Annotated in this window: 19 protein-coding genes; 7 read left to right on the top strand and 12 right to left on the bottom strand. The window is 59.3% G+C overall.

Annotation, left to right across the window (positions count from 1 at the left end; genetic code table 11):
* Positions 1-10: 10 nt before the first annotated feature.
* A complete protein-coding gene (locus Asbog_RS02275; protein ID WP_062163940.1) occupies positions 11-1,075 on the bottom strand; it encodes an A/G-specific adenine glycosylase in 1,065 nt (354 codons plus the stop codon).
* Between the two features lie 9 nt (positions 1,076-1,084).
* On the opposite strand from Asbog_RS02275, the gene Asbog_RS02270 reads away from it, so the two are divergent.
* On the top strand, positions 1,085-1,687 hold the full coding sequence (locus Asbog_RS02270; RefSeq protein WP_062163939.1) for a DUF721 domain-containing protein: 603 nt from the start codon (positions 1,085-1,087) through the stop codon (positions 1,685-1,687).
* Between the two features lie 195 nt (positions 1,688-1,882).
* Entirely contained in the window at positions 1,883-2,536 is a 654-nt protein-coding gene (locus tag Asbog_RS14610) for a hypothetical protein (RefSeq protein ID WP_186820076.1), read from the top strand.
* Between the two features lie 117 nt (positions 2,537-2,653).
* Here Asbog_RS14610 and Asbog_RS02260 read toward each other — a convergent pair whose 3' ends face one another.
* Positions 2,654-2,824, bottom strand: coding sequence for a DUF1328 domain-containing protein (locus tag Asbog_RS02260; protein ID WP_023979726.1), 171 nt, complete (start codon positions 2,822-2,824; stop codon positions 2,654-2,656).
* 230 nt (positions 2,825-3,054) lie between these two features.
* On the opposite strand from Asbog_RS02260, the gene Asbog_RS02255 reads away from it, so the two are divergent.
* From Asbog_RS02255 to Asbog_RS02245, 3 genes are all read left to right on the top strand, one after another.
* Positions 3,055-5,088, top strand: coding sequence for an NAD(+) synthase (locus tag Asbog_RS02255; RefSeq protein ID WP_062163936.1), 2,034 nt, complete (start codon positions 3,055-3,057; stop codon positions 5,086-5,088).
* Positions 5,089-5,764: 676 nt separating this feature from the next.
* Positions 5,765-7,204, top strand: a complete 1,440-nt coding sequence (locus Asbog_RS02250; protein WP_062163935.1) for a beta strand repeat-containing protein — start codon at positions 5,765-5,767, stop codon at positions 7,202-7,204.
* 148 nt (positions 7,205-7,352) lie between these two features.
* Positions 7,353-10,067: a glycosyltransferase gene (locus Asbog_RS02245; protein WP_062163934.1), complete on the top strand. Its 2,715-nt coding sequence runs from the start codon at positions 7,353-7,355 to the stop codon at positions 10,065-10,067.
* Between the two features lie 389 nt (positions 10,068-10,456).
* On the opposite strand, the gene Asbog_RS02240 is transcribed toward Asbog_RS02245, so the two are convergent.
* From Asbog_RS02240 to Asbog_RS02210, 7 genes are all read right to left on the bottom strand, one after another.
* The gene (locus Asbog_RS02240) at positions 10,457-13,003 is read right to left on the bottom strand and encodes a membrane-bound PQQ-dependent dehydrogenase, glucose/quinate/shikimate family (RefSeq protein ID WP_062163933.1); all 2,547 of its coding nucleotides are present in this window, start codon (positions 13,001-13,003) and stop codon (positions 10,457-10,459) included.
* 665 nt (positions 13,004-13,668) lie between these two features.
* Entirely contained in the window at positions 13,669-14,706 is a 1,038-nt protein-coding gene (locus Asbog_RS02235; protein ID WP_146926440.1) for an ABC transporter permease, read from the bottom strand.
* Entirely contained in the window at positions 14,699-15,718 is a 1,020-nt protein-coding gene (locus tag Asbog_RS02230) for an ABC transporter permease (RefSeq protein ID WP_035443963.1), read from the bottom strand. The genes Asbog_RS02235 and Asbog_RS02230 overlap by 8 nt, the downstream gene beginning before the upstream one ends.
* The gene (locus tag Asbog_RS02225; RefSeq protein WP_062163931.1) at positions 15,711-17,198 is read right to left on the bottom strand and encodes a sugar ABC transporter ATP-binding protein; all 1,488 of its coding nucleotides are present in this window, start codon (positions 17,196-17,198) and stop codon (positions 15,711-15,713) included. Before Asbog_RS02225 ends, Asbog_RS02230 begins: the two co-directional genes overlap by 8 nt.
* Positions 17,195-18,211 (bottom strand): substrate-binding domain-containing protein, encoded by a 1,017-nt coding sequence (locus Asbog_RS02220; RefSeq protein ID WP_081866704.1) that lies wholly within the window; start codon positions 18,209-18,211, stop codon positions 17,195-17,197. The genes Asbog_RS02225 and Asbog_RS02220 overlap by 4 nt, the downstream gene beginning before the upstream one ends.
* Positions 18,212-18,294: 83 nt before the next feature.
* Positions 18,295-19,176 carry a sugar phosphate isomerase/epimerase family protein gene (locus Asbog_RS02215; RefSeq protein ID WP_062163930.1) on the bottom strand — a complete coding sequence of 294 codons (882 nt, stop codon included), beginning with the start codon at positions 19,174-19,176 and terminating at the stop codon, positions 18,295-18,297.
* Positions 19,173-20,201, bottom strand: coding sequence for a LacI family DNA-binding transcriptional regulator (locus Asbog_RS02210; RefSeq protein ID WP_062163929.1), 1,029 nt, complete (start codon positions 20,199-20,201; stop codon positions 19,173-19,175). Before Asbog_RS02210 ends, Asbog_RS02215 begins: the two co-directional genes overlap by 4 nt.
* 118 nt (positions 20,202-20,319) lie before the next feature.
* Between Asbog_RS02210 and Asbog_RS14770 the strand changes: the two genes are divergently transcribed.
* A complete protein-coding gene (locus Asbog_RS14770) occupies positions 20,320-20,772 on the top strand; it encodes a putative quinol monooxygenase (RefSeq protein WP_083510658.1) in 453 nt (150 codons plus the stop codon).
* Between the two features lie 184 nt (positions 20,773-20,956).
* Here Asbog_RS14770 and Asbog_RS02200 read toward each other — a convergent pair whose 3' ends face one another.
* The 3 genes from Asbog_RS02200 to Asbog_RS02190 all read right to left on the bottom strand — a co-directional run bounded on the left by Asbog_RS02200 (position 20,957) and on the right by Asbog_RS02190 (position 24,857).
* Positions 20,957-21,661, bottom strand: coding sequence for a histidine phosphatase family protein (locus tag Asbog_RS02200; RefSeq protein ID WP_062163927.1), 705 nt, complete (start codon positions 21,659-21,661; stop codon positions 20,957-20,959).
* Complete coding sequence (locus tag Asbog_RS02195; RefSeq protein WP_062163926.1) at positions 21,658-23,748, bottom strand: hypothetical protein; 2,091 nt, start codon at positions 23,746-23,748, stop codon at positions 21,658-21,660. Before Asbog_RS02195 ends, Asbog_RS02200 begins: the two co-directional genes overlap by 4 nt.
* Positions 23,749-23,924: 176 nt before the next feature.
* Entirely contained in the window at positions 23,925-24,857 is a 933-nt protein-coding gene (locus Asbog_RS02190; protein WP_062163925.1) for a LysR family transcriptional regulator, read from the bottom strand.
* 164 nt (positions 24,858-25,021) lie between these two features.
* Between Asbog_RS02190 and Asbog_RS02185 the strand changes: the two genes are divergently transcribed.
* Positions 25,022-25,792: an SDR family NAD(P)-dependent oxidoreductase gene (locus Asbog_RS02185; protein ID WP_062163924.1), complete on the top strand. Its 771-nt coding sequence runs from the start codon at positions 25,022-25,024 to the stop codon at positions 25,790-25,792.
* Positions 25,793-25,863 lie beyond the last annotated feature (71 nt).

The following is a 25,863-nucleotide window of genomic DNA, read 5'->3' as shown; positions in this document are numbered from 1 at the left end:
CGGGCAGGGCTCACGCCGGCAGGGCAAGACATTTCTGCATGACGCTCGGAAGAGCCTGTTTGCCTAGAGCGTCATGCGGGCAGGCAAAACCCTCCTGATTATGGAGCGGCCCGAAATCATCCATCTGCACAGCGATGACCGTCAGATTCAGCCCGAAATGTGTGAAAACATGCCGGATCTGTCCAGCGACTTTCCATGTCAGATCATCAGCCATGCTCAGGGCAACTGGCGCAGCCTGCAACGCCGCCTCGATGGCGACGGGGTCATCCTGCCAGGCAGTGCCCGGTAGTTCAGCCATGCCACCCAGCAATCCCGTCGCCGGACGATGACGCAACCAGACCGCGCCCTGACGATCTACAAGCCGGAAAACAACGCCATAGCGTTCAGGCCTGACCTTGCGTGGCGCGCGAACCGGAAAACGTGCCGGGTCGCCCGAGGCATGGGCCTTGCAGGGCTCACGCCAAGGGCAGACGAGACAGGAAGGACGACGCGGCGTGCAAATCCCTGCCCCGAGATCGAACAGGGCTTGTGTGAAATCACCGGGAGCCTCCTGCGCCGCAGGATCGAGATTGAGCGATGCCGCGAGCCGATCGAGATGTTTTCTAGCGCCCGGCAGGGGCGCGTCGACCGCGTGCAGTCTGGCCGTGATACGCTCGACATTGCCGTCAACCGGAACGACCGGCACGGCAAACGCAATGGACGCAATAGCCCGCGCCGTATAGGCCCCGATACCGGGCAGCGCCTGCAGCCCTTCCACCGAACGCGGAAACGCGCCGATTGCCGCCACCTGCTGCGCACAGGCATGCAGGTTACGCGCCCGGCTGTAATAGCCAAGCCCCGCCCAGGCCGCGAGCACCTCCTGCAAGGGTGCGTGGGCCAGATCTTCAATGGTGGGATAATGCTTCAGAAACCGCTCGAAATACGGCATAACCGTAACGACCGTCGTTTGCTGCAGCATGATCTCGCTCAGCCAGACGGCATAGGGATCGGCAGTCTGCCCTGCGAGGGCACGCCAGGGCAGAACGCGTCGTTGGCGCGCATACCAGTCCAGAAGGGCAAAAGCAGAAGGAGTCACAGGGGCGATATGAAGCGTGATTCCATAACGGACAAGGGGTTGAGTGCGCCGGGCTCCGTTCGACCCGCCCGGACACGGTCTGGCACTGGCAAATCAGCCACGGCCTCAGGCAGCTCGACCGCTCAGCCCACGGTAGATCGCGAGAGGCGCACCATGACAGGGCGCGCGCTCGGGGCGATCCTGCCTCAGGTCACACGTCCCGCCTTCAACCGCAAGCCCGCGCCGGCTGTCCGGCTTATTCTCGACTGGGCAGAAATTGTCGGGCCTGCCCTGGCTGCCCAGACCGAGCCACGCAAAGTGAGTGCGGGCACGCTGACGATTGCCTGTACCGGCCCGGTTGCGCTGGAACTCCAGCATCTTGCGCCCCAGCTTATCGAGCGGATCAACAGCCATTGTGGCCCCCTGCGGTCGGGGCGTGATCTGCGCTTTGATGATGGCAACCAGCTCGTCAGGAAGATCAGGATCCTGCAGGACCCGGGCATAGTAAGACCCGCCACGCCTGCGGCACGACCGGCGCCGCGACCCGTGGCCATTACGGGTATGAAGGAGGGGGAATTGCAGGAGGTTCTGTCGCGCCTGGGCGGGCATATCCTTCGCCGCCCCCGACGCTGAAATCGACAGGGTACCGCGCCATCATGCCCCTGTTTGGGGCCGCACGGCATCGTCATCATCCCCGGCGCGCATGATTTGTCACGAAACGATATCCTGCTGTTACGCTTTCGACTTTTTTCCGCCCCCTCGCATGACGATATCTGAGAAAACGAAGACGTTTCTTCAGCGCTTTCGCCGGAAGGAAAAATCCAGACCATGCGCAAACAGTCTATCTTCAGGGTCGCCCTGCTCATCGCGCCGATGCTTGCAGCCCTCCCCGCTCAGGCCCAGCGGGGTGGTGGCGGTTTTCATGGAGGTGGACCCGGTGGTGGTGGCTTCCATGGTGGGGGCCCTGGCGGAGGGGGCTTTCACGGCGGCGGGCCGGGCGGCGGCTTTGGTGGGCGCCCCGGCGGCTGGGGTGGTGGCGGTTTTCACGGGGGGCCCGGTGGTGGCTATGGCCGTGTCGGCTACGGCCGCCCAGGCTGGGGGGGACCTGGCCGAGGTGGGCCGGGCTGGGGCGGACCCGGTTGGGGTGGTCCCGGCAGAGGCTGGTATGGTCGTGGCGGATGGGGCGGCGGCTGGCGTGGCCCTGGCTGGGGCTGGGGCGGCCCGGGCTGGGCGGGCTATGGTTGGGGCATGCCGGGTTGGGGCGGCGGCTGGGGCTGGGGCGGCTGGGGTTGGGGCGGAGGCTGGGGCGGCCTTGGTCTTGGCCTTGCCACAGGTGCCGTCATCGGCGCAGCTGTCGCGCAACCCTACTATGCTCAACCCTATGCGGCAGCGCCCTACACCTATGCCTGTGGTGGCTACGCCAATTGCGACCCGCAGCAGGGATATGCCTATCCAGGAGATCCCTATCCCGGTGGATACTGAGCTCTCTCGACGCTCTACCTGACGAAAAAAGGGCGGGGATGATCTCCCCGCCCTTTCTCGTAATGGTACCCTCCCTCTTCAGATGGAGACGAGGCTGTCTGGCTGTAATCCTTATATTCAGCGCATGCGGCCTCTGCCAAAGACGAAGCTGAGGACGAACAGCACGAGGAAGATAAAGAACAGGATCTTGCCGATCGACGCGAAGTCGGCCGAAATACCGCCAAAGCCGAGGACACCGGCCAGAAGGGCGAGAATCAGAAAGACGATAGTCCAGCGCAGCAGATCCATGACGGTAACTCCATTTGGGAACATAACATAATCGTCATGATCCATGATGGGTCGTGAACGGACGAAAGCCTTGCAGGTTCATCCGGCTCGAGGCTCGCCCTTGTATTTTAATCCGGAAAGACGTTTCTGGTCTGTCTCCCGTCCCGGCACACCGGGTTCAGGGCACCATGTCGATGCAATGAGATGACAGGCCCTCCGGCCAGCCTGACGAGATGACAGGAGACGACCCCATGAGCACGTTCCGATCGCTTTACCGGCACGGCTTTGCACGTGTTGCGGCCTGCACAGTCCCTGTTCGCCTCGCAGATCCACAACATAATGTGGAACGGATTGTCGCGCTGGCCTCACATTGTGCGAAAGAGGGGGCCGTACTCGCTGTCTTTCCGGAAATGTGCCTCTCCGGTTATGCGATCGACGATCTGAGGCAGCAGGACGCTCTACTTGATGGCGTTGTCAACGCCCTCAAGTTGCTTGCCGATCGCTCAAGGGACTGGAGCAGTGTTGTTATAGTCGGGGCGCCGCTTGTCCAGCGTGGGCGGCTGTTCAACTGTGCGGTCGTTCTGCATCGCGGAAAGGTGCTTGGTGTCGTGCCCAAGACCTATCTGCCCAATTACCGCGAATTCTATGACTCCAGACATTTCATCTCGGGCGCGGGGATTATCCAGGAGACCATCAGACTGGGTGAACAGACTGTGCCTTTCGGCACTGACCTCTTGTTTGAAGCCGATGACCTGCCCGATTTCACCCTCGGCATAGAGATCTGCGAGGATCTCTGGGTCCCCAGCCCGCCAAGCACCGCCATGGCCATGGCCGGTGCTACGGTGATCGGCAACCCGTCAGCCAGCACGATCACGATCGGCAAGTCGGAAGATCGTCACCTGCTGTGCCGCGCCCAGTCGCAGCGTGCCCTCTGTGCTTATGTCTATGCAGCAGCCGGTGCCGGTGAATCCACGACCGATGTCGCATGGGATGGACAGGTCTCGATTTATGAGGCTGGTCGCCTTCTTGGTGAATCGGCTCGTTTTCCAAAAACCGCTCAGGTGACGTTCGCTGATATCGACCTGGATCTGCTGCGCCAGGAACGCATGCGTATGGGCAGTTTTCATGACTGCGCGCGTGCGCAGGAGCAACGGAGCTGGCGGCGTATTGCCGTGACACTCGCCCCGCCACAACGTGATCTCGGTTTTCAGCGCGACGTACCCCGATTTCCCTTCGTGCCTGAAAACGAAGCGCGGCTCGATCAGGATTGCTATGAAGCCTGGACCATTCAGGTTCGCGCGCTCACTCAACGACTGGAGACCAGCGGCGTTGAACGCGCCGTGATTGGCGTTTCAGGCGGTCTGGATTCGACGCTCGCCCTTCTGGTGGCCGCACGAGCGGCCGATGAGATGGGCTGGGACCGCAATCGCATCCATGCCTACACCATGCCGGGATTCGCGACGGGCAGTATGAGCCTCTCCCTGGCACATGAGTTGATGAAAGCTCTCGGAGTCGAGGCCCATGAGCTCGACATACGCCCGACCGCCATGCAGATGCTCGAGACCATTGAGCATCCTTTTGCAGCGGGCGAGGCCGTGCATGACGTCACGTTTGAAAACGTGCAGGCCGGTCTGCGTACGGACTTTCTGTTCAGACTGGCGAATCAGTGCAATGGCATCGTGATCGGCACCGGTGATCTGTCAGAGCTTGCGCTGGGCTGGTGCACCTATGGTGTTGGCGACCAGATGTCGCATTACAACGTCAATGCAGGCATGCCCAAGACGCTGATCCAGCATCTGATACGCTGGCTCGCGCAGCAGCAGAATCTCGGGCCAGGCATCGCCCCGGTACTGGAGCGCATTGTCTCGGCCGAAATAACGCCAGAGCTGGTGCCCGCGGACGATAAAGGCGTACAGAAAACAGAAGAAAAGATCGGACCTTATCCGCTTCAGGACTTCAATCTTTACTATACGCTTCGCTATGGCTTCAGACCTGACAAGATTCTTTTTCTTGCATTACAGGCTTGGGAAGACAAGGACCGCGGTATCTGGCCCGCTCACTATCCCCAGGATCGCCGCGTGGCTTACGACGCTCCTGAGATAAAGCGCTGGCTGACCCTGTTCATCAAACGGTTCTTCGGGTTCAGCCAGTTCAAACGCTCGGCTATGCCCAATGGGCCGAAACTTTCTTCGGGTGGAAGCCTGTCGCCACGTGGCGAGTGGCGCGCCCCTTCTGACGGGACTGCCGCGGCATGGCTTGCGGAGCTGGAGACTCTCGAGTTCTGAAGCCTTGGGCCGCAACCTTGATGCGGCCCGCACCTCATTTAATCGTGAGGTTCTGTTTAGTTATCCGATTATACTATTCGTTGTTCGTTTACCTGATAATCGGCGTTTTTTAACGCTCAGGTCGACCTGGCTAGTAGGCCTAAAACACTGAATTTCTTTATAATTCGCTTAATGCCACTCTATTTTATGTAACTCAACATGTCTTTTTTGCAACAGGGTCATGAGGCATTCACGTCACTTCCATATTCACATGCGTAAGATAGTCGTTCATTACTTGGCTCGCGAAGATGAACTACAATTCATTTTCGGCCCGCATAACTATGTCGAAATATGTATAGGTCGCAAAGATGTGATGTAAATCAAGGTGGGAAAGACATAGTTTCCTAGAGATACCGGAAAATCAACAATCTGCGATTTCAGTTTAGCATTTCAAACCATTTCCAAACCTTATCTACCAATCCCACATTGTGATTTGCTTCATAACCAATGTCGAATGATTTCCATTACCTTCATTTTATTGACTCGAAGCGAAGGTTAAGACATTCATAAAAAAGTTGGCGTTCAATGCGGGTCTTGCCAGACGACACAGCCATGCTGCCTGCCGAGGCTTAAAGGGGCCGGCGGCATGTAACAGTTTGCGTCTTGAAGCCTCCAAAAATAATAAGGAGATGATCGCATGGCGGTCGTAACGGTAGTTGGTTCGTCGGGTATGACCGTTCAGGTCACCGTCGAGGGTGCACGTATGCAGACGCTTGCGTCGAGCTACGCGACACAGATTCTCAATGCTTCAAATCGTGGCGATCTGACATCTGTCGATCTCGTCAACGGGTCCAATGCAAGCCCGTCCTCGAATGGCAGTGTGATCCAGGGTGTCATCACCACAGGCGGCGCCTTTTCGGTGCAGGGCAACTATACGAACCTGATCATCGGTTCGCAGGGTGCGCCCCTGGGTTCAACCGCCCAGAATACCCCGGTATCCCCCCTCTCCGCCCCAGTGACGGTCGATGGCACGGGCATCACGGCCAGCAATCTCTCGGTCATGGCAGGCACGACGGCTGGCACAAGCTTCTATGCCGGCAACTACAACGGCACGTTCGTTGCAACCATGGGCAACAACCTGTTCGATGGTTCGAACCACAAGGGCAACTGGACGATCGCAACGGGCGATGGCAATGACACGATCATTGCAGCGAACGGCGTGAACAACATCCGCGCAGGCGACGGTCAGAACGTCATCACCTTAGGCTCAGGTACCAACTTCGTGGGGTCGGAAGGTCAGGACACCATCACGGGCGTCGAAAACTCGTCCGACACCGTGACCCTGCTCGGCGGCAACTCGATCGTCACGCTCAAGTCCAACTCGCTGGTTGTCGACTCGGCTCTTTCGGGAAGCCAGATCTCGGTCGGCATCAACAGCACGGTCTTTGGCGGTACGGGTTCGACCGTCAACTTCACAGGGTCGACGGGCACCATCGCTGGCGCGATCGGCGATACCATTTCGGCCGCCGGCAATCTGCAGGTCTACCACGGCAGCGATCAGGCGATCAGCGTCTCGGGTGCCTTGCAGTTCATTTCCGGCACGGGCAACACCTCGATCAATGCTGGCCTCGGCACGATCTGGGGTGCAAACGATCTGCACGCCAACGTCAACACCAGTGGCTTGGCGCTCTTCACTGCGAACCAGCCCAGCACCACAGGCAGCCAGTACATCGATGCGTCCTCTTCCAAGGGCACGCTCGAGGCCTGGACGGGCGCAGGCAACAACACGGTTATCGGCACCTCGGGTTCCGATCACTTCGTGTTCGGCACGCAGTTCGATGGCTCCAATGGCGACAGCTTCGCAACCGTGACCGGTGGTGACGGTGCAGCCAACACCTTCGGTGTGCTGGCCGGCCATAACGGTGGTGACATCACCATCACCGACTTCGGCAGCGCTGCTGGCAACATGTTCTTCATGTATAACTACAAGCCTGCCGATGCCGATCAGGCCGTGAAGAACCTGCTCGCTACGGCAACTGTGGCCGGTGGCAACACCACCCTGCAGCTGGACAACAACATGAAGGTTACGTTCCTTGGCGTGACTGATCTGAAGGCTTCGAACATCGTCATCAGCTAAAAGCTGAACCCGATTACGAGAGCTGACTAGTCGAAGGCCCGATCCAATGGATCGGGCCTTTGTTTTTCCAGATAGTAAAATTCGTTTATAGACTCAGTTGGCCTCAAAAATCCGGCCAATCCCGAACTCGTCCCTGAGTGAGCACGTCTTGCACGATTTTACCAATACGAAGACATCTTCCGGTTTTGATAATCCTGAAGCTTCGATCGAGGCGCTGCGGGCCTCTGCCTATCTGGCGACGACCCGCGCGGACTCACTCCAGGCCGAACTGCGTCTGACCAATCAGCAACTCAAGCTTATGCGTCGCTCACTCTCCTGGCGCATGATGGAGCCATTGCGCTGGGTTCGCGCCCTCACCCTGGGCCGCTTGCCACGCGGTGTACCGCTTGATGAAGCGTGGGAGCAGTGGCAGGATTCTTACCGTACCGAGGGTTTTTTCAAAGCGATGAGTCGCTTTATCGACATCGGACGCGTCAAACGCAGACTTTCACGTCATAGTGATCAGGCAGGCGATCCGCTCTTCGTTCCGACAAAGCGCCAGGAACAGATCATGCGTCGGCCAGCACCGCGGGCCGACCGGTTTCTGCGCCCTCATTATTTGCTGATCGCCGATCTCGGACTCCAGCAATGCACCAAATATCGCGTCACGCAAAAAGCCGAGCTGATGCGAAAGCTTGGCTGGACGGTCCAGATCGTGGATTGGCAGGATAGCGGTGAAGCGCTCTCCGCCCTCCAGATCGCAACGCACGTCCTTTTCTATCGCGTCCCCGGCGTTGCCTCGGTCCTGTCACTCATCAGTGAGGCCAAGCGTCTCGGTTTGCAGCCGCGTTGGGAAATCGATGACCTGCTTTTCAGCAAGGCTCTATATCGCCGCAACGGTAATCTAGATACGTTGGATAACACCGAGCGTCAGGACCTTTATCAGCTTGCCGATTCTTATCTGCTTGCTTTACAGGCCTGCGGCCGAGGCATGGCCTCGACCGAGGCTTTGGCCAAGGAGATGCGTAAGATTGGCATCGAGGATGTTCTGATTCTCGAAAATGCGCTTGATAACCAGACGCTCGATGTCGCGCGCCAGATCCTTGCGAACCGGATGCCTCGGGGCGACGACCGCATCATCATATGCTATGGCTCGGGAAGCCGTGCGCATGACATGGATTTCAAGATAGCCGAAACGGGACTGATCGCGGCCATGAAAGCCGAGCCGCGTCTTGAGCTTCTGCTGATCGGACCGCTCAAGATCTCAACCGGTTTTGCCCAGTTTGGCTCTCGTGTGAAACGGGTCAATGAACTGTCCTATGCAGCTTATCTCGAAGCCCTTTCCAGGGCCGACATAGCCATAGCACCGCTTGAGGAGACGCTTTTCAACGACTGCAAGAGCAATATCAAGTTCCTCGAGGCGGCGATTCTGTCCTTGCCCTCCATCTGCTCACCGACCGACACCTATAAGCGCGTTATCAGGACCGGAGAGAACGGTGTGCTTGCGCGTAGTGCGGAGGAATGGCGCGATGCGCTTCTTACCCTAGCCCATGATCCTGCCCTGCGTGAGCGTATGGGAGAGACCGCGAAAGCAACCGCTCTGAATCTCTACGCCCCGGAGCGGATTCTGACCCAGCAGGCAGAACCTGTTTTCGGTCGCCCGCCGTCTTTCGGACACAAGGCGCCTCGCATTCTTCAGGTCAATGTCTTCATGGCACCGCGTTCATTTGGCGGGGCTACAATCGTGGTAGAGGCACTTCTTGGCCCGCTTGCCAAGGCGGGGTTTGAAAACAGTGTCATGACCACGCGCCCTGTCTTCCAGGATCTGCCTGACGGCGCCCTGCGTTACAGAATTCTGGATACGGATGTTTTTTCAGTCGTCGCAGGCCGCAACGGGTCATCAGATAATGTCACTGTGGCACGACAGATCGAGCGATGGATTGACGCCTGGAATGTTGATCTCGTGCATTTCCACGCCATTCAGGAAATGGGGACAGGCATGGCACGGGCCTGTCAGAAACGCGGTATCCCCTATGTGATCAGCCTTCATGATTGCTGGTGGCTATCGGATAATCTGTTCATCACACGTGACGATGGCCAATATCACCTGGAGAGAAACGACGTGCCCTTGGCACCCGGCGAATCCACACGGGCCAATTACCTGAACGAGCGCCGCAAAGTCATGCGTCAGGCTCTCGCCGGCGCTGCCGCCATCTTGAGCCCGTCGGAGGAACACAAGAACCTCTATGTGCGCAATGGCGTCCCCGCCGAGCGCATCATGATCAATCGAAACGGATTCACCTGGCCGTCCCGCCCCAAGGCGCAGCGAGAGCCCGGCACGAAGTTGCGTTTCGGATTTGTAGGTGGCATCGGCTTCGTCAAGGGTTTCGAACTGATACGCAAGGTGTTCGAGAAGCTCGATCGCGACGACTGGGAGCTGGTACTCGTCGATAACACGCTCAATCTCGGCTTTCCCTCAATCGACACCTCGGAATGGCTGGTCAAAGGCACGATCAAGACCGTTCCTGCCTATAATCAGGCTGGTCTTGATGATTTCTACGATCAGGTTGATGTGCTTCTTTTCCCTTCGCAATGGCGCGAAAGCTACGGCCTGACAGTCCGTGAGGCTCTCTCACGTGACGTATGGGTGATCTCCACCGCTCCCGGAGGACAGTCCGAGGAGATCGTGGATGGCGTGAATGGCTCGCTGATCCCGATCATCAACGATCCTGCCCCGCTTCAGGCGGCTGTAGAGGCGATTCTCGACCAGCAGGAGCGCTTCGATCATTATGTAAACCCGAACAAGGCGAGTCTCCCCAACTATGAGGATCAGGCCGCAGAGCTGGCCGCTCTGTATAACTCTCTCCTCAAGCGCTCAGCCTGACCAAGCCCTGCATAGGACCGCGCAGTAGAACGCCCCCCTGCCAGACCCGGCAGGGGTTTTTTATGCCTGCAACCCTACGAAGCGGGCCTGAGGCGCGATGATGCTCTCAGGAGTGATCGGCTGTGCGGCATGCATGGCGGTGAAAAAGCGACGACCCGTGATCATCGGCACCACCTTGCCGGTGGAGAGAAGGCGGCCTGTCCTGCCCTCGTCAGAGCGGAGACAAAGCAATGGGTACGTGCGGAGCGGAATATTCAGTCGCTGCGCGGCGCAACCGTAACGCTCATATCATACGGCTCCTTGCCATATGACCCGTGTTCCGTCCTGCTTGCGAAGGACGGAAACTGCCTTACCCGGCAATCATGATACCGGGTAAGAAGGCCGGTACCTCAGGGCGCTGAGGGTAACGCGTAGGACAGAACATAGTCGCCCTTATTGGCGTTCGTGCCTGTGCGTGTCGCCCCGCCCGCTACAACCAGAACATATTGCTTGCCGTTCTGGACATAGCTCATCGGCGTACCCTGACCACCTACCGGCAGGCGCTGACGCCAGACTTCCTTGCCACTCTTCAGATCAAAGGCGCGCAGGTAATTATCGAGCGAGCCATGGAAGAAGGCGAGATCACCGCCTGTCAGCAGCGGGCCACCCATGGTGGGCATACCGACCGGAATATAGATGTGCGGAATGATTCCCTTTTGCCCGAAAACCCCGTGAATGGCGGCATCCTGAATACTGCCCACTGGCACCTGCCAGAGCGTTTTCTGGGTTTTGAGGTCAATGGCCGTCAGTGAACCGTAGGGCGGTTTGAAGCAGGGTGCTCCCATGGGCGAAACGAACATCGAGCGCTCCACACCCCAGGGTGTGCCCAGCTGCTCCGAATATTCACCTTCGGTGGAGGGAACGAGACCCGCATGGGCGGCTTCCTCGCGCTTGATGAACTGACCCCACATAGCCATGCGAATATCATTCACCACCAACACGCCGGTCTGCGGGTCGAGCGCGCCACCACCCCAGTTGGACCCACCATAATAACCGGGCCAGATCAGGGTTTTCTGCTTGTCGCTCAGAGGAGTCCATTCACCCTCCCAGCGCATTTTCTTGAAGGCGATGCGGCAATAGAGCTGATCGAAGATCGTTGCCCCCCACATGTCGCTTTCCTTGAGCGGCGCAACACCGATCGACAGGTCGGAATAGGGCTGGACCGGGCTGATGCGCTGGCCGGGCATACCATCGGTTGCAACCTTGCGGTCTGTCACCTTGACCACAGGCTTGCCGGTCCGGCGGTCGAGCACGAAAATCTGGCTGCGCTTGGTCAGGCCAACCACAACCGGAACCGTCTCGCCATTCGCCCCGGGCAGATCGTACAGGATCGGCTGCGACGTCACGTCATAATCAAACATGTCGTTATTGGCGGTACGGAAATGCCAGTGTTCCTGACCCGTGCGCAGATCGAGCGCCAGGATGGTATCGTTGTATTCATCCGAATAGGGATGACGGTTACCAGTCCAGAAATCGGGTGTCTGATTGCCCATCGGAATGAAGGCAAGGCCGAGCTTGGGATCGTAAGACGCCGTGCCCCAGAAATTGGGCGTCTCAGGCGCATAAATCTGACCCGCAGGAAGCGGGCGGCTGTCGCGGTTTCCGCGCGAGGCATCCCAGGCCCAGACAAGACGACCCGTACGGACATCGTAGCCACGAATGACGCCGGAAGGCTCACCCACGGTCATGTTGTCGTTGATCTTGCCACCCACCATGATCACGCCATCTGCCACCAGCGGCGCAGATGTCAGGTAATAGGATCCCGGTGCCGTGGGGCCAAGACCCTCGAGCAGGTTGACCATGCCATGGTCGCCAAAATCCTGACACAGGGCACCCGTAGCGGCATCAAGCTCGAAAAGGCGGGCATCATTGGTGGTGCTGACAATGCGTCTTGCGCAAGGCGCTGACGCATCGATTGGCGCAGGCGCAGCCGGCAAGACGGAAGCGGCAGGCGCGATGTCTGCGGAGGCAGCGGCCCCGGCAGCAGACGGCGCTGTAGTGGTATCGGCTACGTCCTGCGGGCCGAAAGCCTTGGCATCCGGTGCAAGCAGCGACATGGTTGTCATATCCGCGTAGCTTACGCCACGGCAGCGCTTCCAGCCCTTGTTGCCGCGCGTCACCTGCATATGCGGGTCAAAGCGCCATTTCTCCTTGCCCGTGACCGGATCAAGCGCAATCACCTTGTTGAGCGGCGTGCAGAGATAAAGCGTGTCGGCAATCTTGAGCGGGGTGACCTGATACTCGGCGCCATCGATGGCAAGATCGCCGGTATGGAAGCTCCAGGCGAGCTTCAGGTCCGAAACGTTCCCGGCATTGATCTGCACATAGGGTGCAAAGCGGTCACCCGTGAGGTTACGCCCCCAGGCTGGCCAGTCATTGCCGTTCTGCTGGCCAAGGGCCGTGTCAGGCTTCGGCGCGTCAGCTGCATTGCCTGTGACTTCGGCATGGGGCTGGAACATGCCCAGCGAGATCCCGCAGAAAATGATCGCATAGAGGGAGGCAATGCCGAAACCCCAGGCGCGCGGCACAGCGCTTGAACGCAATGCCCCCTTTTCGCCCGAACGCGACGAGGCACCGAAACCCGGGGCCAGCAGACCGACGACAATCGGCAGGGCAATGAACACGACGACGCGCGGCACAACCAGCCAGAACACATCACCCACTTCACTGAACGCCCAACCGGCGGCCACAAGACTGAGCAGAATGGAGACTGGCAAGGCGATCGCCTTGCGGGCCATGACGGCAAAGCCGACAAAGGCCATCATCAGCCCCAGAAGAATATACGCCCAGCTACCGCCCAGCCAGGCGAGGTCTATACCTCCCAAGGTCAGGCCGACGCCCAGCAGGCCTATGACAAGGCCTACAAAAAAACTCAAAACACGTATGGAGCTACTCACGGCTCATCCTCGAGCTAGGCTCCGGGGGAAGGTGTAATCTGAAAGACGAACCCGCCACGCCGCAAGCCAATGGTATTTCGAGCCTCATAGGATCAGTAAAACCATGCCATATACCCTAGCGCAGCACTGGTCCCTGAAGCTCAAGGCATACAGAATATTGGCTCAATATATGAATGAATTGTCATAACAAATTCACCACATCGCAATTTTCACTAAAATTTGTTCGTTAACGTCTGATGATACTGCCGCTCGCTACGCTGAACCGAGGCTTAGGCATGCGCTATTTGTCATCTTCGGCAGTCGAAATCGTCATCAGACGGGGATATATGCCTGCCGCCGCTTACCGATATGAACACTCCTATAGCGGTCATTACGCTCCCACTCGACAATCCCCGGCCAAGGCGCGTTGCACTACGCTCGAAGCATATTCCCCTTTCGTCTGAGTTACTTGCATTCTTCTCGGGGAGGAGTGCCACGTATCCCAGCGTCGAGCCGGTCCAACACACCCTCTATTCACTGAGCAAGCATGAATCCTATGAATGCGGCAGAGCAAAATGATCTCGCTCGGCAAGCTCCCCGTATCGCCTCCAAGGACACCACTTCGCTTGATGACACCTTATTTGATCTGTCGATCAAGAGGCCCAACTTCCGTATCAGATGGTCGTTCAACGCCTCTTTTTGAATGAAGACTGGGCACAGGCCACCCCGATCAGCACCAGCCCCCAGATGGCGAGTGTCAGATAATCGCTGAAGCCGAGCAGATTGAACCCGGTTGCGATCAGCTGAAGCATGATCATGGCCAGAACCAGCCCTGTCACCCGCCCGAAACCGCCATTGGGGTCGACCCCACCCAGAACGGCCGCCAGAACCGTGACAAGCAGATAGGATTTGGCATAGGCAGCACTGGCCGAGTTGAACCGCGCCAGCATCAGGCAGGCAGCGCAGAAGCACAGGAAGCCTGAAAGCGCGTAGATCCTGATTGTCACGCGATCGACATCGATTGCCGAATAGCGTGTGGCCAGCGCATTCGACCCGATCATGCGGATCGAAATCCCGAAGGCCGTATGCTGAAGCAGCAGATGAACAACCCCCGCGACCGCCAGAAAGGCGAGGAAGGCCAGCGGTATCTGGACCAGTGAGGCGTTGCCGATCTGGCCATAAAGGGCCGGCAGGCCCGACACCACCTCACCGCGTGTCAGCCAGATGCTCGTGCCCTCGACAATCGACATGATCCCGAGCGTGACCAGAATAGGATGGACTTTCGTTCGCACGATCAGCCATCCGGTGACGCCCCCCAGCGCCGTCCCCAGCACCGCCCCTGCCATGAGAGCGATCACGATGCAGAATCCCACGTAACCCGCACCATGTCCCTCCAGGGGTAGATGGCCAAGTACCGTCACCATGGCGAGTCCGCAGGCATTGGCAATCGCGATGATCGCCAGATTCAATCCACCCGACATCATGGGAATGGCCATGGCCAGGGCCAGAAGGCCAAGCTGCGGCAGCTGAAACATCATGGAGCGCATGGAACCGAGGCTGAAAAACCCGGGTACGATGAGGCTGAATCCGATGGCGAGCGCCAGCGTGGCCAGAGTCTGCCCCGACACAGGCGCAGGAAACAGCCTGCGGAACGGGGTGGCGAGATCAGTCATGGAGGCAGAATGTCCTGTCGTATTCCCGGTGACCGGCAGATTTTCAGACATGGGCTTGCTCCCCCATTGGCGCTTCCTCGACAAGCCGGGAGCGCTTGCGGCTCTGGACCGAGAGGGCCGTAAGCGTCGTGGAGGCGAGAATGATCGCGCCGGTGATGATCTCGAAGCAGTAGGGAGAGATATCGAGCAGATTGAGCCCGTTCTGGATGATGGCGAGCAGCAGGATACCCAGTGTGATCCCGCCAATGGTACCGACACCACCCAATAGCGACGCCCCGCCCAGAACAGCAGCGGAGAGGACTGATAATTCCGTACCATAAAGTGCGTTGGGAACAGCTTCACCCACGCGATTAGCCTGGACCAGCCCCGCTAGAGCCGCCATGAAACCGGCAAAGCCATAAGCAAAGAACTGCAGCTTCGAGATATTGAGGCCGATGCGACGCGCCGCCTCGGCATTGCCGCCCATCGCGTAAAGCTGCCTGCCGGTTCTGGACAGGGTGAGCAGGACCCAGCAGAGCAGGAGCGACACCATCATCACCACGATGGGCAAAGTGATGCGTATGAGATCGCCACCCGATGTCTCGAATTGCAGGAACGTCACGCGCTCGCTCCACCAATCGGGCAGATTATAGATGGAATGCCCACCCGTGGCGTACATCAGCAGGGCGAAATAGACATTCATGGTCGCGATGGTGATGATGATGGAATTAACACGCGCATAATGGATAAGCGCGGCGTTCAGAAAGCCCAGCCCCGTCCCAACGACAAGGCCTGCGGGAATAACGAGAAAGGGCGAGAGCCCATAACGCGTGGCCAGTAGAGCCGCGACATATTGCGCCACCGAAGCCGTCGCCGCGAAGGAGATATCGATGCCTCCTGCGATAAGCACGACGAAAAGCCCGGTGGCCATAATGGCCTGTACGGCATAGCTCTCAGTCAGATCGACGACATTCGACAGGCTGAGAAAACTTGGCGTCAACAAAGACAGGGCGGCGCCGAAAATGACAATCACACCAGCCAGCCAGAATTCAGGCCGGCTGCGCAGCGTAGCAAAATCAGGCATAGATCCGCGCCTCCAGCGCCTGTTCGGTAATGTGTGCGGGGGAGTAGTCACCCGCGATACGGCCACTGCGCATATGCAGGATGCGGTCACAGGTGGCGAAAAGCTCGATCATCTCGTCGGAGATCACGAGAATACCCACACCCTGAGCGCTCAATTCGCGGATCAGAGCGTAGATCCCCTCCTTGTTCTTGATGTCCACCCCCACTGTGGGGCTATCGAGGATGAGAATTCTGGGATGGGATGCAAGCCAGCGTGCCAGAATCACGCGTTGCTGGTTACCACCTGAAAGCGTGTTGATGGCATCATGCACCGAATTCAGTTTGATATTGAGCCGTGCCACCCAATCCTGGGCAAGCTGCGCGCGCGCCTGATCGGAAATATAGCCAAAACGATTGGCCAGACTTGGCAGAACGGCAACATCGAGATTATCGACGATGGATTGCTCCGCATTGATCCCGAGATTGAGCCTGTCTTCAGAGACGTAAGCCAGACCTGCTGCAAGGGCGTCCTGATTGGTCTGAAAACGACATTCCTGGCCATGAACCAGCATTTTGCCGGAATCCGGTCTGGTCATGCCGAAAAGTGAGAGGGCAAATTCGGTCCGTCCAGCTCCCAGCAGACCGGTCAGGCCCAGAACCTCGCCCTCATGCAGCGTGATCGAGACGTTTTCATACTCGCCCTTGCGCGTAAGCTGGCAGGTTTCGAGCAAGGCCGGACGAGCGCTGCAATCGCGGGGAACATGATGGGTCGCAATCTCGATCCCGGTCATGAGATGGATCAGCGTTCTCTGGTCGAGACTGGCGGCAGGATACGTACCCACCATCCGGCCATCGCGCATCACCGTGATACGCTCGGCAATGGCGGAGACCTCATCAAGGCGATGCGACACGAAGACGATCGCAATCCCCTCCGATGAGAGCTTACGCACCAGATCAAGCAGGCGGCGTACCTCGGCGCGCGTGAGCGACGCCGTGGGCTCGTCCATGAAAATCAGGCGCGCTTCACCCGCCAGGCCACGCGCAATGGCCACGATCTGTCGCTCGGCAATCGAGAGCGCATCGACAGGGCAATCCAGCGGCAGTTCATGCCCCAGACGGGACAGTATCTCCCTGGCCTTTTGCCGGATTGAGGCACGCGGACTGAAGCCGCGCCCAAGGTTGGCGTCAAAGGCGATGTTTTCAGCCACACTCAGATTGGGGAAAAGGGCGAGATCCTGAAACACCACCTGAATGCCCAGAGCACGGGCGCGCATCGGATCAAGCGGCAATACATCCCGACCACCAATGCGGATTTCGCTCCCCGGGTCGGGGGCGTGGACGCCTGATACGGCCTTGATCAGCGTGGATTTGCCGCATCCGTTTTCGCCCACAAGACAATGGATTTCGCCTTCGCGCACATCCCAATCGATCCCGCGCAGCGCCTGGAAACTGCCGAATGTCTTGTGCACATTCCGCAGTTCCAGAAAGACCGCGCCGGTCACAGCCCTAGCGCCACCAGCGCATCAATGGTCGATCGATCAATGATCTGCATCTTAGGTGCAAGAATGCTGCGCTGGGCCGGATCAACCTGCAAGGCACCGATATCGGTCAGGTCCATGCCATTGGTGATGGGCTTGTCTGTGGCCATCATCATGGCCAGACGCACGAGGGTCTGCCCAGCCAGAAGCGGGTTCCAGATATAGCCACACCGTATTGCGCCTGAGCGCACATATTTCGCCCCCTGTCCCGGCGAAAACGGTCCCACCACCGAGACAGTCCTGATCTTGCCACGCGCATCCACCGCGCGCGCAGCCCCGATCGGCCCCTGCGACCCGAAAGCAAGCACGCCGGTCAGGTCGGGATGGGCGCGCAACTGATCCATGACGGTGCGATAACTGTCATCCACGCTCTCACCGCAGCCAAAGCGATCACCAATCAGATGCATGTCGGGATATTTGGCCTTTTGTAGTGCAATAGCCGCATCGGCACGCAGCTTGTGCTGGGGAACAGTCAGCGACCCGACGATGATGATATAACCGCCCTTGCCACCAGTGGCCTTGGCCAGCGCCTCCATATGACGCTCGCCATCTGCCGCAGGGGTGGTAAATTCCAGATCCCATTCCGCACCCTGCTGGCCGGGGCTTTCATGGCTGATGACATGAATACCTGCCGCGCGCGCGCGTTGCAGCACGGGCACCAGTGAACTGGCATCATTGGGCACGACACCGATCACATCGACCTTGCGGGCAATCAGATCCTCGATCGCGCTGACCTGCTGAGCCGCATCGGCCTGGGTGGGACCGATCATCCAGGCATTGCACCCGGCCTCCTTGCCGGCGCTCTGAATACCGCGCTCCATGGCATTGAACCACGGAATACCGCCAATCTTGGCGACGATGGCGATTTTCTTCTGGGCCCCTTCGGCATGTGCACCGGAGAAACGCGCAGAGGCAAAAGGCGTGAGAGCGGTCAGACTGGCGGCGACGCCCATGAAACCGCGACGGGAAAGGGTCATGATCTCGACCTTTTCAGAGCATCACAGGGTGTCGTCAGGACACCCTCGTGACGGGATGGGGTTCAGGAAAATAGGCCGTAGGTTCAGCGCTTTTGGCGGCCGAGCGCCTCGCGTGCCGATTTCATCTGCACGTCGGTGAAGGCCTTGGCATGGGCGGCCAGATCGCGGCTGTCCTCCCAGAGATTGCGCCAGATGCCCAGGATTCCTTCGAGCGGCTGACCGACCACAGCAGAGGAGAAGGACTCGAAGGTAATCGGTCCCTTATACTGAATGCTCTCCAGCGCGCGGAAAATGCTGGGGAAATCGACAGACCCTGAGCCTAGATAACCACGATGGGAATCTCCGGTATGGAAGTACCCCAACAGATCGCCTGCTTCACGAATAGCCTCGGCTGAATCAGCTTCCTCGATATTCATGTGATAGCAATCAAGATGCAGCTTCACGTTGGGCATCTCGACACGTTTCACATAGGCAATGGCCTGACGAGCCGTGTTGAGTACGTTGGACTCGTAGCGATTGACCACTTCCATACCCAGCGTGATACCACTGGCCTGCGCCTTCTCGGCGACGCGACGCACCACCTCGATGGAGCCGCGCACGCCATCTGCCGTGACCGGCGTCGCGTATTTCTGGAAGGCGGAATAAAGAATACCGCAGACATGGGTTGCGCCGACATCGCGCGCGAGAGACATGGCATCAAGCAGATGCGCCTCCCCGCGACGGATACGCTCGGGGTCACCCGAGGAGATATCCATATCTGCAGTCAGACCAAAGGACATGGTGATCCCAAGACGATTGGCTTCGAGTTCGCGCAGCGTGGCTGGCACGTCGAATGCCTTGAGATCCATGGTCGATGCCTCGATCAGATCGAAACCGAGTTCGGCCGTCGAGCGGATCGCCATGGCGGCGTCTTCTGGCGTCCAGCCAGCAGTCCAGACGAAAGCGTGGAGTCCAAGCTTGTTCATGAGCGTTTTCCTGTTCTGGGAGGTGCGGTCGACCCGCGCACCGCAAGCGTGCAGGACACCCGGACCTGCAGATAGGCAGTGCTTTCGCCCGCAATACGTTGCATGAGGCGCGTCCAGCCCTGTGCCCCAAGCTCTTCCACCGGTTGGCGTATCGCTGTGATGGGCGGGAGCATGGCACGCATCCATGCGTAGTCATCGTAACCGATAAGCGACACGTCATCGGGCACGACATATCCGCTCTGGTGCAGGCACCGCAGCGCCCCCAGAGTGATGGAATTGGTCAGCGCAATAATCGCCGTGGGCGCGTTTTCCCCCACCAGCAAAGCGCGCAGAGACGGGATATCGTCCTCAACATGATGGCCAACTTCGAGAACCTGCGGCTCGGGCAGGCCTTCACGGGCACAGAATGTCCGGATCCCGGCGCAACGCTCGCGAATATTGGCCAATGAAAGCGTCGTAGCCACAATGGCAATACGACGATGACCCAGCCCGGCAAGACAAGAAGCAGCTTCGGCGGCAGCATATTCGTTTTCTGCGGCAACCGTATCGGCCCGACAGGCAGGCGGCAAACGATCGATCACGACATAAGGCACCCCTGCCGCATCAAGCAGGGAAGAGTCCTCAAAACGATCGTCGTTGGGCAAAACAATCATGCCAGCCGGACGCCACGCCAGCAGGGCCTTGAGCCGCGAGGAGGCCAGTGCGGTATCCTCGCCAGCGCTGGCAACGATGATATCGTAACCATCACGAATTGCGCAGTCCTCGAGGCAGGCGATAATGGCCGTGAAAAACGGATTATCAAGGCTCGGCACAAGAACGCCGATGATGCGGGTGCGCCCTTCACGAAGCTGCATGGCTGCCCTGTCAGGCAGATAATTGAGGCTCTCAATGGCCGCCTCGACACGACGACGCACGGTATCGGAGACGTTTTTACGGTTGCGCACCACATTCGAAACGGTGGCTACAGAAACCTCTGCGGCTTCTGCAACATCCCGGATCGATACCTTGGCGGCCTTGCGAACCATTACGATACTCTTGGTTAAACGTTTAACCTTCTTCTTATGCGTAGATGAATCCTTGCTATCCTGTAAATGACATTTCTGTCATCATTGTATTTCCGTGCCAGGTTGCGCGGTTAAGAACATGCTTTCACACGACCCGTGTGCCCGTGCGGCTGCCCGTGCGGCGCAACCCCGCGCATGTGCCTTCTGCGCCTTAGGCAGCAGGTCAGGCTTAACAACTCTGCGCTGCGCCATGCGTAAAAGGTCAGATTCCGGACCCAGCCCCAAGCGGAGAGTATTCTTGTCAGCCAAGTCATGTGTAAGCGCTATTGTCATTGTCGCTGACGACCACCATTCTTCCTGCCGCACCCTCCTGCGCGACATCGCTGTTCTGGCGCGTCAGGACGCGGGATGCCTGAGATTCGTCGTTTACGAGGATCGTGAAAACAGGGGGCGATTTGCCATCAACGAAGAGTGGGAGGATGAAGTCAGCCTCCAGCACCACCTCGAAACCGACCACGTTCTCAAGGTCTTCGATGAAATTGGGAAACTCGGTGGCAAGATAGAGAATATGTGGTGCGCAGTCGTGGAGTAGTCGGCAAAGGCCGGCACCTATCCCGCCGTCGCACCGCGGGTACGTGAGGACGCTGAGATCATGATGATTCCCTGAACGGGAGCCATGAGGCCGTCTTCACCTCACACAGGAGACAGTGCAGGCATCAGGCGGGCAGTCGTCTCCCGCACGTTGATGCGATGCCATACGCCATCAGACGGTTCCCTCAGATCGCGGGAGCAGCGGGCAGTTCGTTTACGGTCACCACACGCCAGACACCATTGATCCGCTCGATGATGGATACCGAAAGGTTCTGGATGGAAAAGCGCAGCCCCGTATCGGGGTGGACATTGAGCGCGTGGGACAGGGCAGCACGGATCGCTCCGCCATGACTCACCACAACCGTATCCTGACCAGCATGACGATCAGCCATTTCATCGAGCGAATGGCCAACGCGGGCGCAGACATCCAGCATGCTTTCACCGCCTGGCGGCTGCTCGGAGGCTGAGAGCGACCAGAAATTATGGGCGGTCTGACGCAGCTTCAACGGGAGTTCCTGATGGGGCAGATTGTGCCACTCCCCCATGGACTGCTCGGTAAAGCGCGGCTCGATGGTCATGGTTCGGGGGCCATACCCGGCTTCGAAGATAGCGCGTGCCGTGTCCTGCGCCCGCTTGAGGGGCGAGACAACCCAGTTGGCCTCTGCAGGAAGACGACGCCCGAGTGCCGTATAATAGGGCACCTGCAACGCCAGATGCTCGGTGCAGAGCTCGACATCCATCGAGCCGTAGACTCGCATCCGGGCCGAGGCCTCAACGATGGCATGACGGATCAGCCAGAAACGGGTGACGCCCGATGGCAGCTGCATGGAATCGAGAAAATGACCATGGGCCTTGGGGTCGGTAGCAGGGGCCTTGTCAGTCTGGGTCATGAGGCACGGGGCTTTCTCGGCTGGTGGGCATAAGGGGCATAGCGCGGCTGCGGATCGACCGGCGCGAGGCGGGTCCAGTGATCGAGGATGACCGTAATCTTTGCCAGAGCCCGACGCACATCAGCAAATTCACGCTCCAGCCGAACAGCATTGGGCAGACCGGCATGGGACGGCTCGCCGGAAACCAGACGCGCCCCGGCGCAAAGGCGCAGCGCCCCGGCATTCTCGCCACCAAGGGCCGGATGGGGCACGGGCACGGGCTGACCCAGATGACACAGGAGCGGCGCAAGGTCCTCACCTGGCACCCAGGGGGAAAGATCCGCGTTCAGCCAGCGATGCAGCGCGCGCGATCTTTCGAGATCGAGCGGTTTCTCCGGATGGTCAGGGTCGTGCACCAGAAAGGAGAATACGGTCGGGATCGTATCCCACAGGACCTCGCCTTGCACGTCACGCCGGTCGAGAGACGGCATGGTGAGCAGGGTCAGCGCAGGATGGGCCGCGATTACCTCATGGGCATGGCGCTCGAAGCGACGCAGCGTATCGACAATCTCCTCATCCGGTACAGCGGCAAGAGCCTCGCTCTCGGCCAGGGCAGCCTGCCAGCGCAGGGCGAGGCCAAGATTGCCATCGCAGCCAAGTGGCGTGGGCGACGCCGTATGAGGCCAGTCACATTGATGGAAATAGGCGCCAAGGCCCTGCGGCAGGCTGAAATGCGGGAGGGCTGCCGTAAAGGAATCCGGCAGCAGGATCGCGCCGCAGAAAGGTGGCCCTGTGAGGAATTTGGAGCCCGTGGTCATGACAAGCATGCCGGCGCGCACGAGAGAGGTGATCCGATGCGGTGCCAGCCGGGCCTGACAGGCATCGACAACGAGCGTGATCCGCTCGGGGTAGCTGGCCGCGAGGCGACACAGCATGTCGGTACAAGGCCCGACCAGCCCGGTCTTTGACATATCGAGCTGATGCAGGATGACATGGTGCCCGGCTTCAAGCTCCTCCCTTACCCCGGCCTCAACCTCCTTGTTGAGATCGGTGCAGGTTCGTGGTGTGCCATCAGCCAGACGTATGGCAATGCCGCGTATGGTCGTCTCGGCAGGAAAGCCTTCAAGATGACGGGCCTTGTCGGCCGAACTGCCTAAGGCGGTTCCGGCAGCAAAATGCCGTCCCTGCGCCGCCAGCGGAACACCACTACCCGTTTCATCGGGGGCGATCAGGATATTGACGATGGCACGCCCCTGCGCACGCATCAGCCCCATGGCCAGCACGGCCAGTTCGCAATCCGTGCCCGATGCGGCAAGGATGACATTGTCGCGTGATCCCAGCCCGTATAGCGCAGCGATCTTCTGACGCACCTGCAGGCACGCCGCCTCGCGGGATGCCGCACCATCCCCACCGGTCAGCGCATCCAGCACGAAAGCGCGCCTTGCCCGCTCGGCCCCCAGATATCCCCGCTCAGACAGGGATGACGCGGTGGAGGAGGAGAATGTCACCGCCCAGGGTCGGGGCCGATGGGAACATCCGTACCGGTTCAACCCGGTTTCAGGGTTGATGACGAGACGTTCGTCGCCGCCATCGGCCATCAGATATTCAGCGGGGGCCAGACACGACCAGAGGGGAGCAAGGCGGGCAACAAGACCATGACTGTCGCAGCCATCGCGCAGGATTTCAGGCGCGACATCAGGCAGAAACTGCGTGAGGGCAGGCCAGAGTGCTGCAAGGCGCTCGGGCGGCGGCGGCTGGCTGGCAGCAAAGTCGCTCAGCCATGTCAGTTCGAGCGGTAGATGGGGCGTGACACAATCGAGACGGTGAAACAGGGCGGCCACGCGCGCAGCGACCACGATGGCGACAGCCTGATCGTCAACAGGTAGTCCCCGGCACAGGAAATCCAGTTCAAGCGCGTAGCGCAGCAAGACCGGCGCGATATCCGGATGCCCGAAGGCAATGGCACCGAGGGTGATTGACCGATCCGAAACAATGAAGGGCCGTGTAAGGCGGGGCGACAGATTGAAGACGACCTGATCGGACAGGGTTTGCAGGTCAGGCCGGTCCAGTGCCGCCAACAGGCTGTCTGTAATGTCTTCTGCCAACACGCCGTTTTTCCCCCTTTGAGGCGGTGGTTTATAGCTCAACCCCGGATGAACCCCAAATCACCGAATGTCACAGATTGCCCTGCCTGTCGGGCTCACGACATCCATCCGGCAATCATCATTGCGGCGAGAGATACCCCCACATCCGGTCTTTTAGCCCTCCCGGTCGGGCCTGAAACTCATACCCCCTCAGGCATCATGCCCTGAGGAATGATGGGTAGTTGTTCCCGGCATAGAGCGATCAGTCTTTCCCTGAACCAGCGATGCGCCGGATCGGCAGAAAGTCTGGGGTGCCAGAGTGCAGAAATGGTAATGGCAGGCGTCTCAAACGGCAGGTCGAAAACACGAAGGCTCCGATCCGCCCGGATGGATGATCCCGGAACAAGCGCCACCAGATCGGTGGCGGAGGCCAGACGCAGGGCATCGTCAAAGGCTGGCACCACCACTTTCACCGTGCGGGTCAGGCCCTTCTGCGCCAACGCCCCGTCAACGGGGCCCGCTGCGCTTGCGTGGCGCGAGGCCACAACATGATGACATTGTGCATAGCGCCCCGCCGTCACAGGGCCATCGAAAAGAGAGTGGGTGCGCGCCGCCACCCCATAAAACCGGTCATGGAACAGGGTCTTCATGCGCATCTCGGGCCCGAAATCACCGGGACCGATGACGCCAACCTCCAGATCCACCGTCCCTTCCCGCATGGATGTCGCTTCCTTGCTGCGCCTTGGCAGAAAGACGAGATTCACCCCCGGTGCCTCTGAGAGGAACACCTGTACCAGCCGCGTTGCGCAGGCCTCGATGAAGCCTTCATTTGTCCGCAGCGTGAACTGCCGCTTCAGCGTCCGCGGGGTAAAACTCGCCTGCACAGGCGAGAGAAGGGCCTGTGCTTGCATCGCCACCTCCCGCACGGACTCACCCAGTGCAAGCGCGTGCGGCGTTGGCACAAGCCCCCGGCCACCGCGCACCAGAAGAGGGTCGCCTGTACTCTCGCGCAGCCGCATGAGCGTGCGGCTCATTGCTGAAGGGCTGACGCCCAAGCGCCCTGCCGCCTTTACGACGCTGCGCTCTGACAGAAGGGCATCAAGCGCAATCAGAAGATTGAGATCCATTTTCATTACCTGGTGGTCTTTCCGGATGTCGGATTCGCAGCGATCCAACATATCCAACCTTGCTGAAGAGGCGTTTGGTGCACTGTTAAGTTGCATGCGATGCGTCTGGCGCAATTGATGGAGTCACCGCATTTCTGGCCGGTCTCGAAACCGCGCAAGGAATTTCCGGCATGAGCGACCTCAACTCTCCCGCCCGCCCCCCTCATCTGCTTCTGATCGGCGCTTCGCGCGGTCTGGGCCTGGCCCTTGCCGAAGAATTCCTGACGCGAGGCTGGGAAGTTACCGCGACAATACGTGGAAATCCGGGCGCTGACCTTCGTCAGTTGGTCGAACGCTTCGCGCCTTGGCTGCATATCGAAAAGCTCGACATGACCGAGGCGCCCATGATCGAAGCCCTGCGGTCTCGTCTGAGTGACCCGTTGACCTCTGCTGTGTCCGAAAGCCCGGATCATCTGGCAACACCTCTCAGGATGCGCCCCTTCGACATGCTGTTCGTCAATGCAGGGACGACAAATGCCCAACCCGATCAGCCCATCGGTCAGGTAAGCAGCTCGGATTTCATGCAAGTCATGATGACCAATGCCCTCGCCCCCATGCGCGTGATCGAGACACTGGATTCTCTCGTGACCCCGCAGGGACTGATAGGGGTGATGTCTTCAGGACAGGGCAGCGTCAGCAATAATAACGCAGGACGGCGTGAGCTCTATCGGGGCAGCAAGGCGGCACTGAACCAGTTCATGCGCTGCTACGACGCGCGGATCGGCCAGTCACGCCCCCTCGCGCTCATTGCTCCGGGCTGGGTGCGTACGTCGCTAGGTGGGCCTGATGCACGTTTCTCGATTGGGGAGAGCATTCCCGGTGTGGCGGATGTCCTGATTACCCATCAAGCCGGCAGCGGACTCATCTATCGCGATTTCAAGGGCCGTGATGTTCCCTGGTGAGGCTTTCCCGCTTGAGGGATTGCGCGCCCGTGGGGGAAGAACAAGGCGATATCAGGGTAGAAACAGATATG

It is taken from the genome of Asaia bogorensis NBRC 16594, assembly GCF_001547995.1.
GTDB lineage: Bacteria > Pseudomonadota > Alphaproteobacteria > Acetobacterales > Acetobacteraceae > Asaia > Asaia bogorensis.
This window is presented reverse-complemented; position numbering and strand designations above follow the sequence as displayed.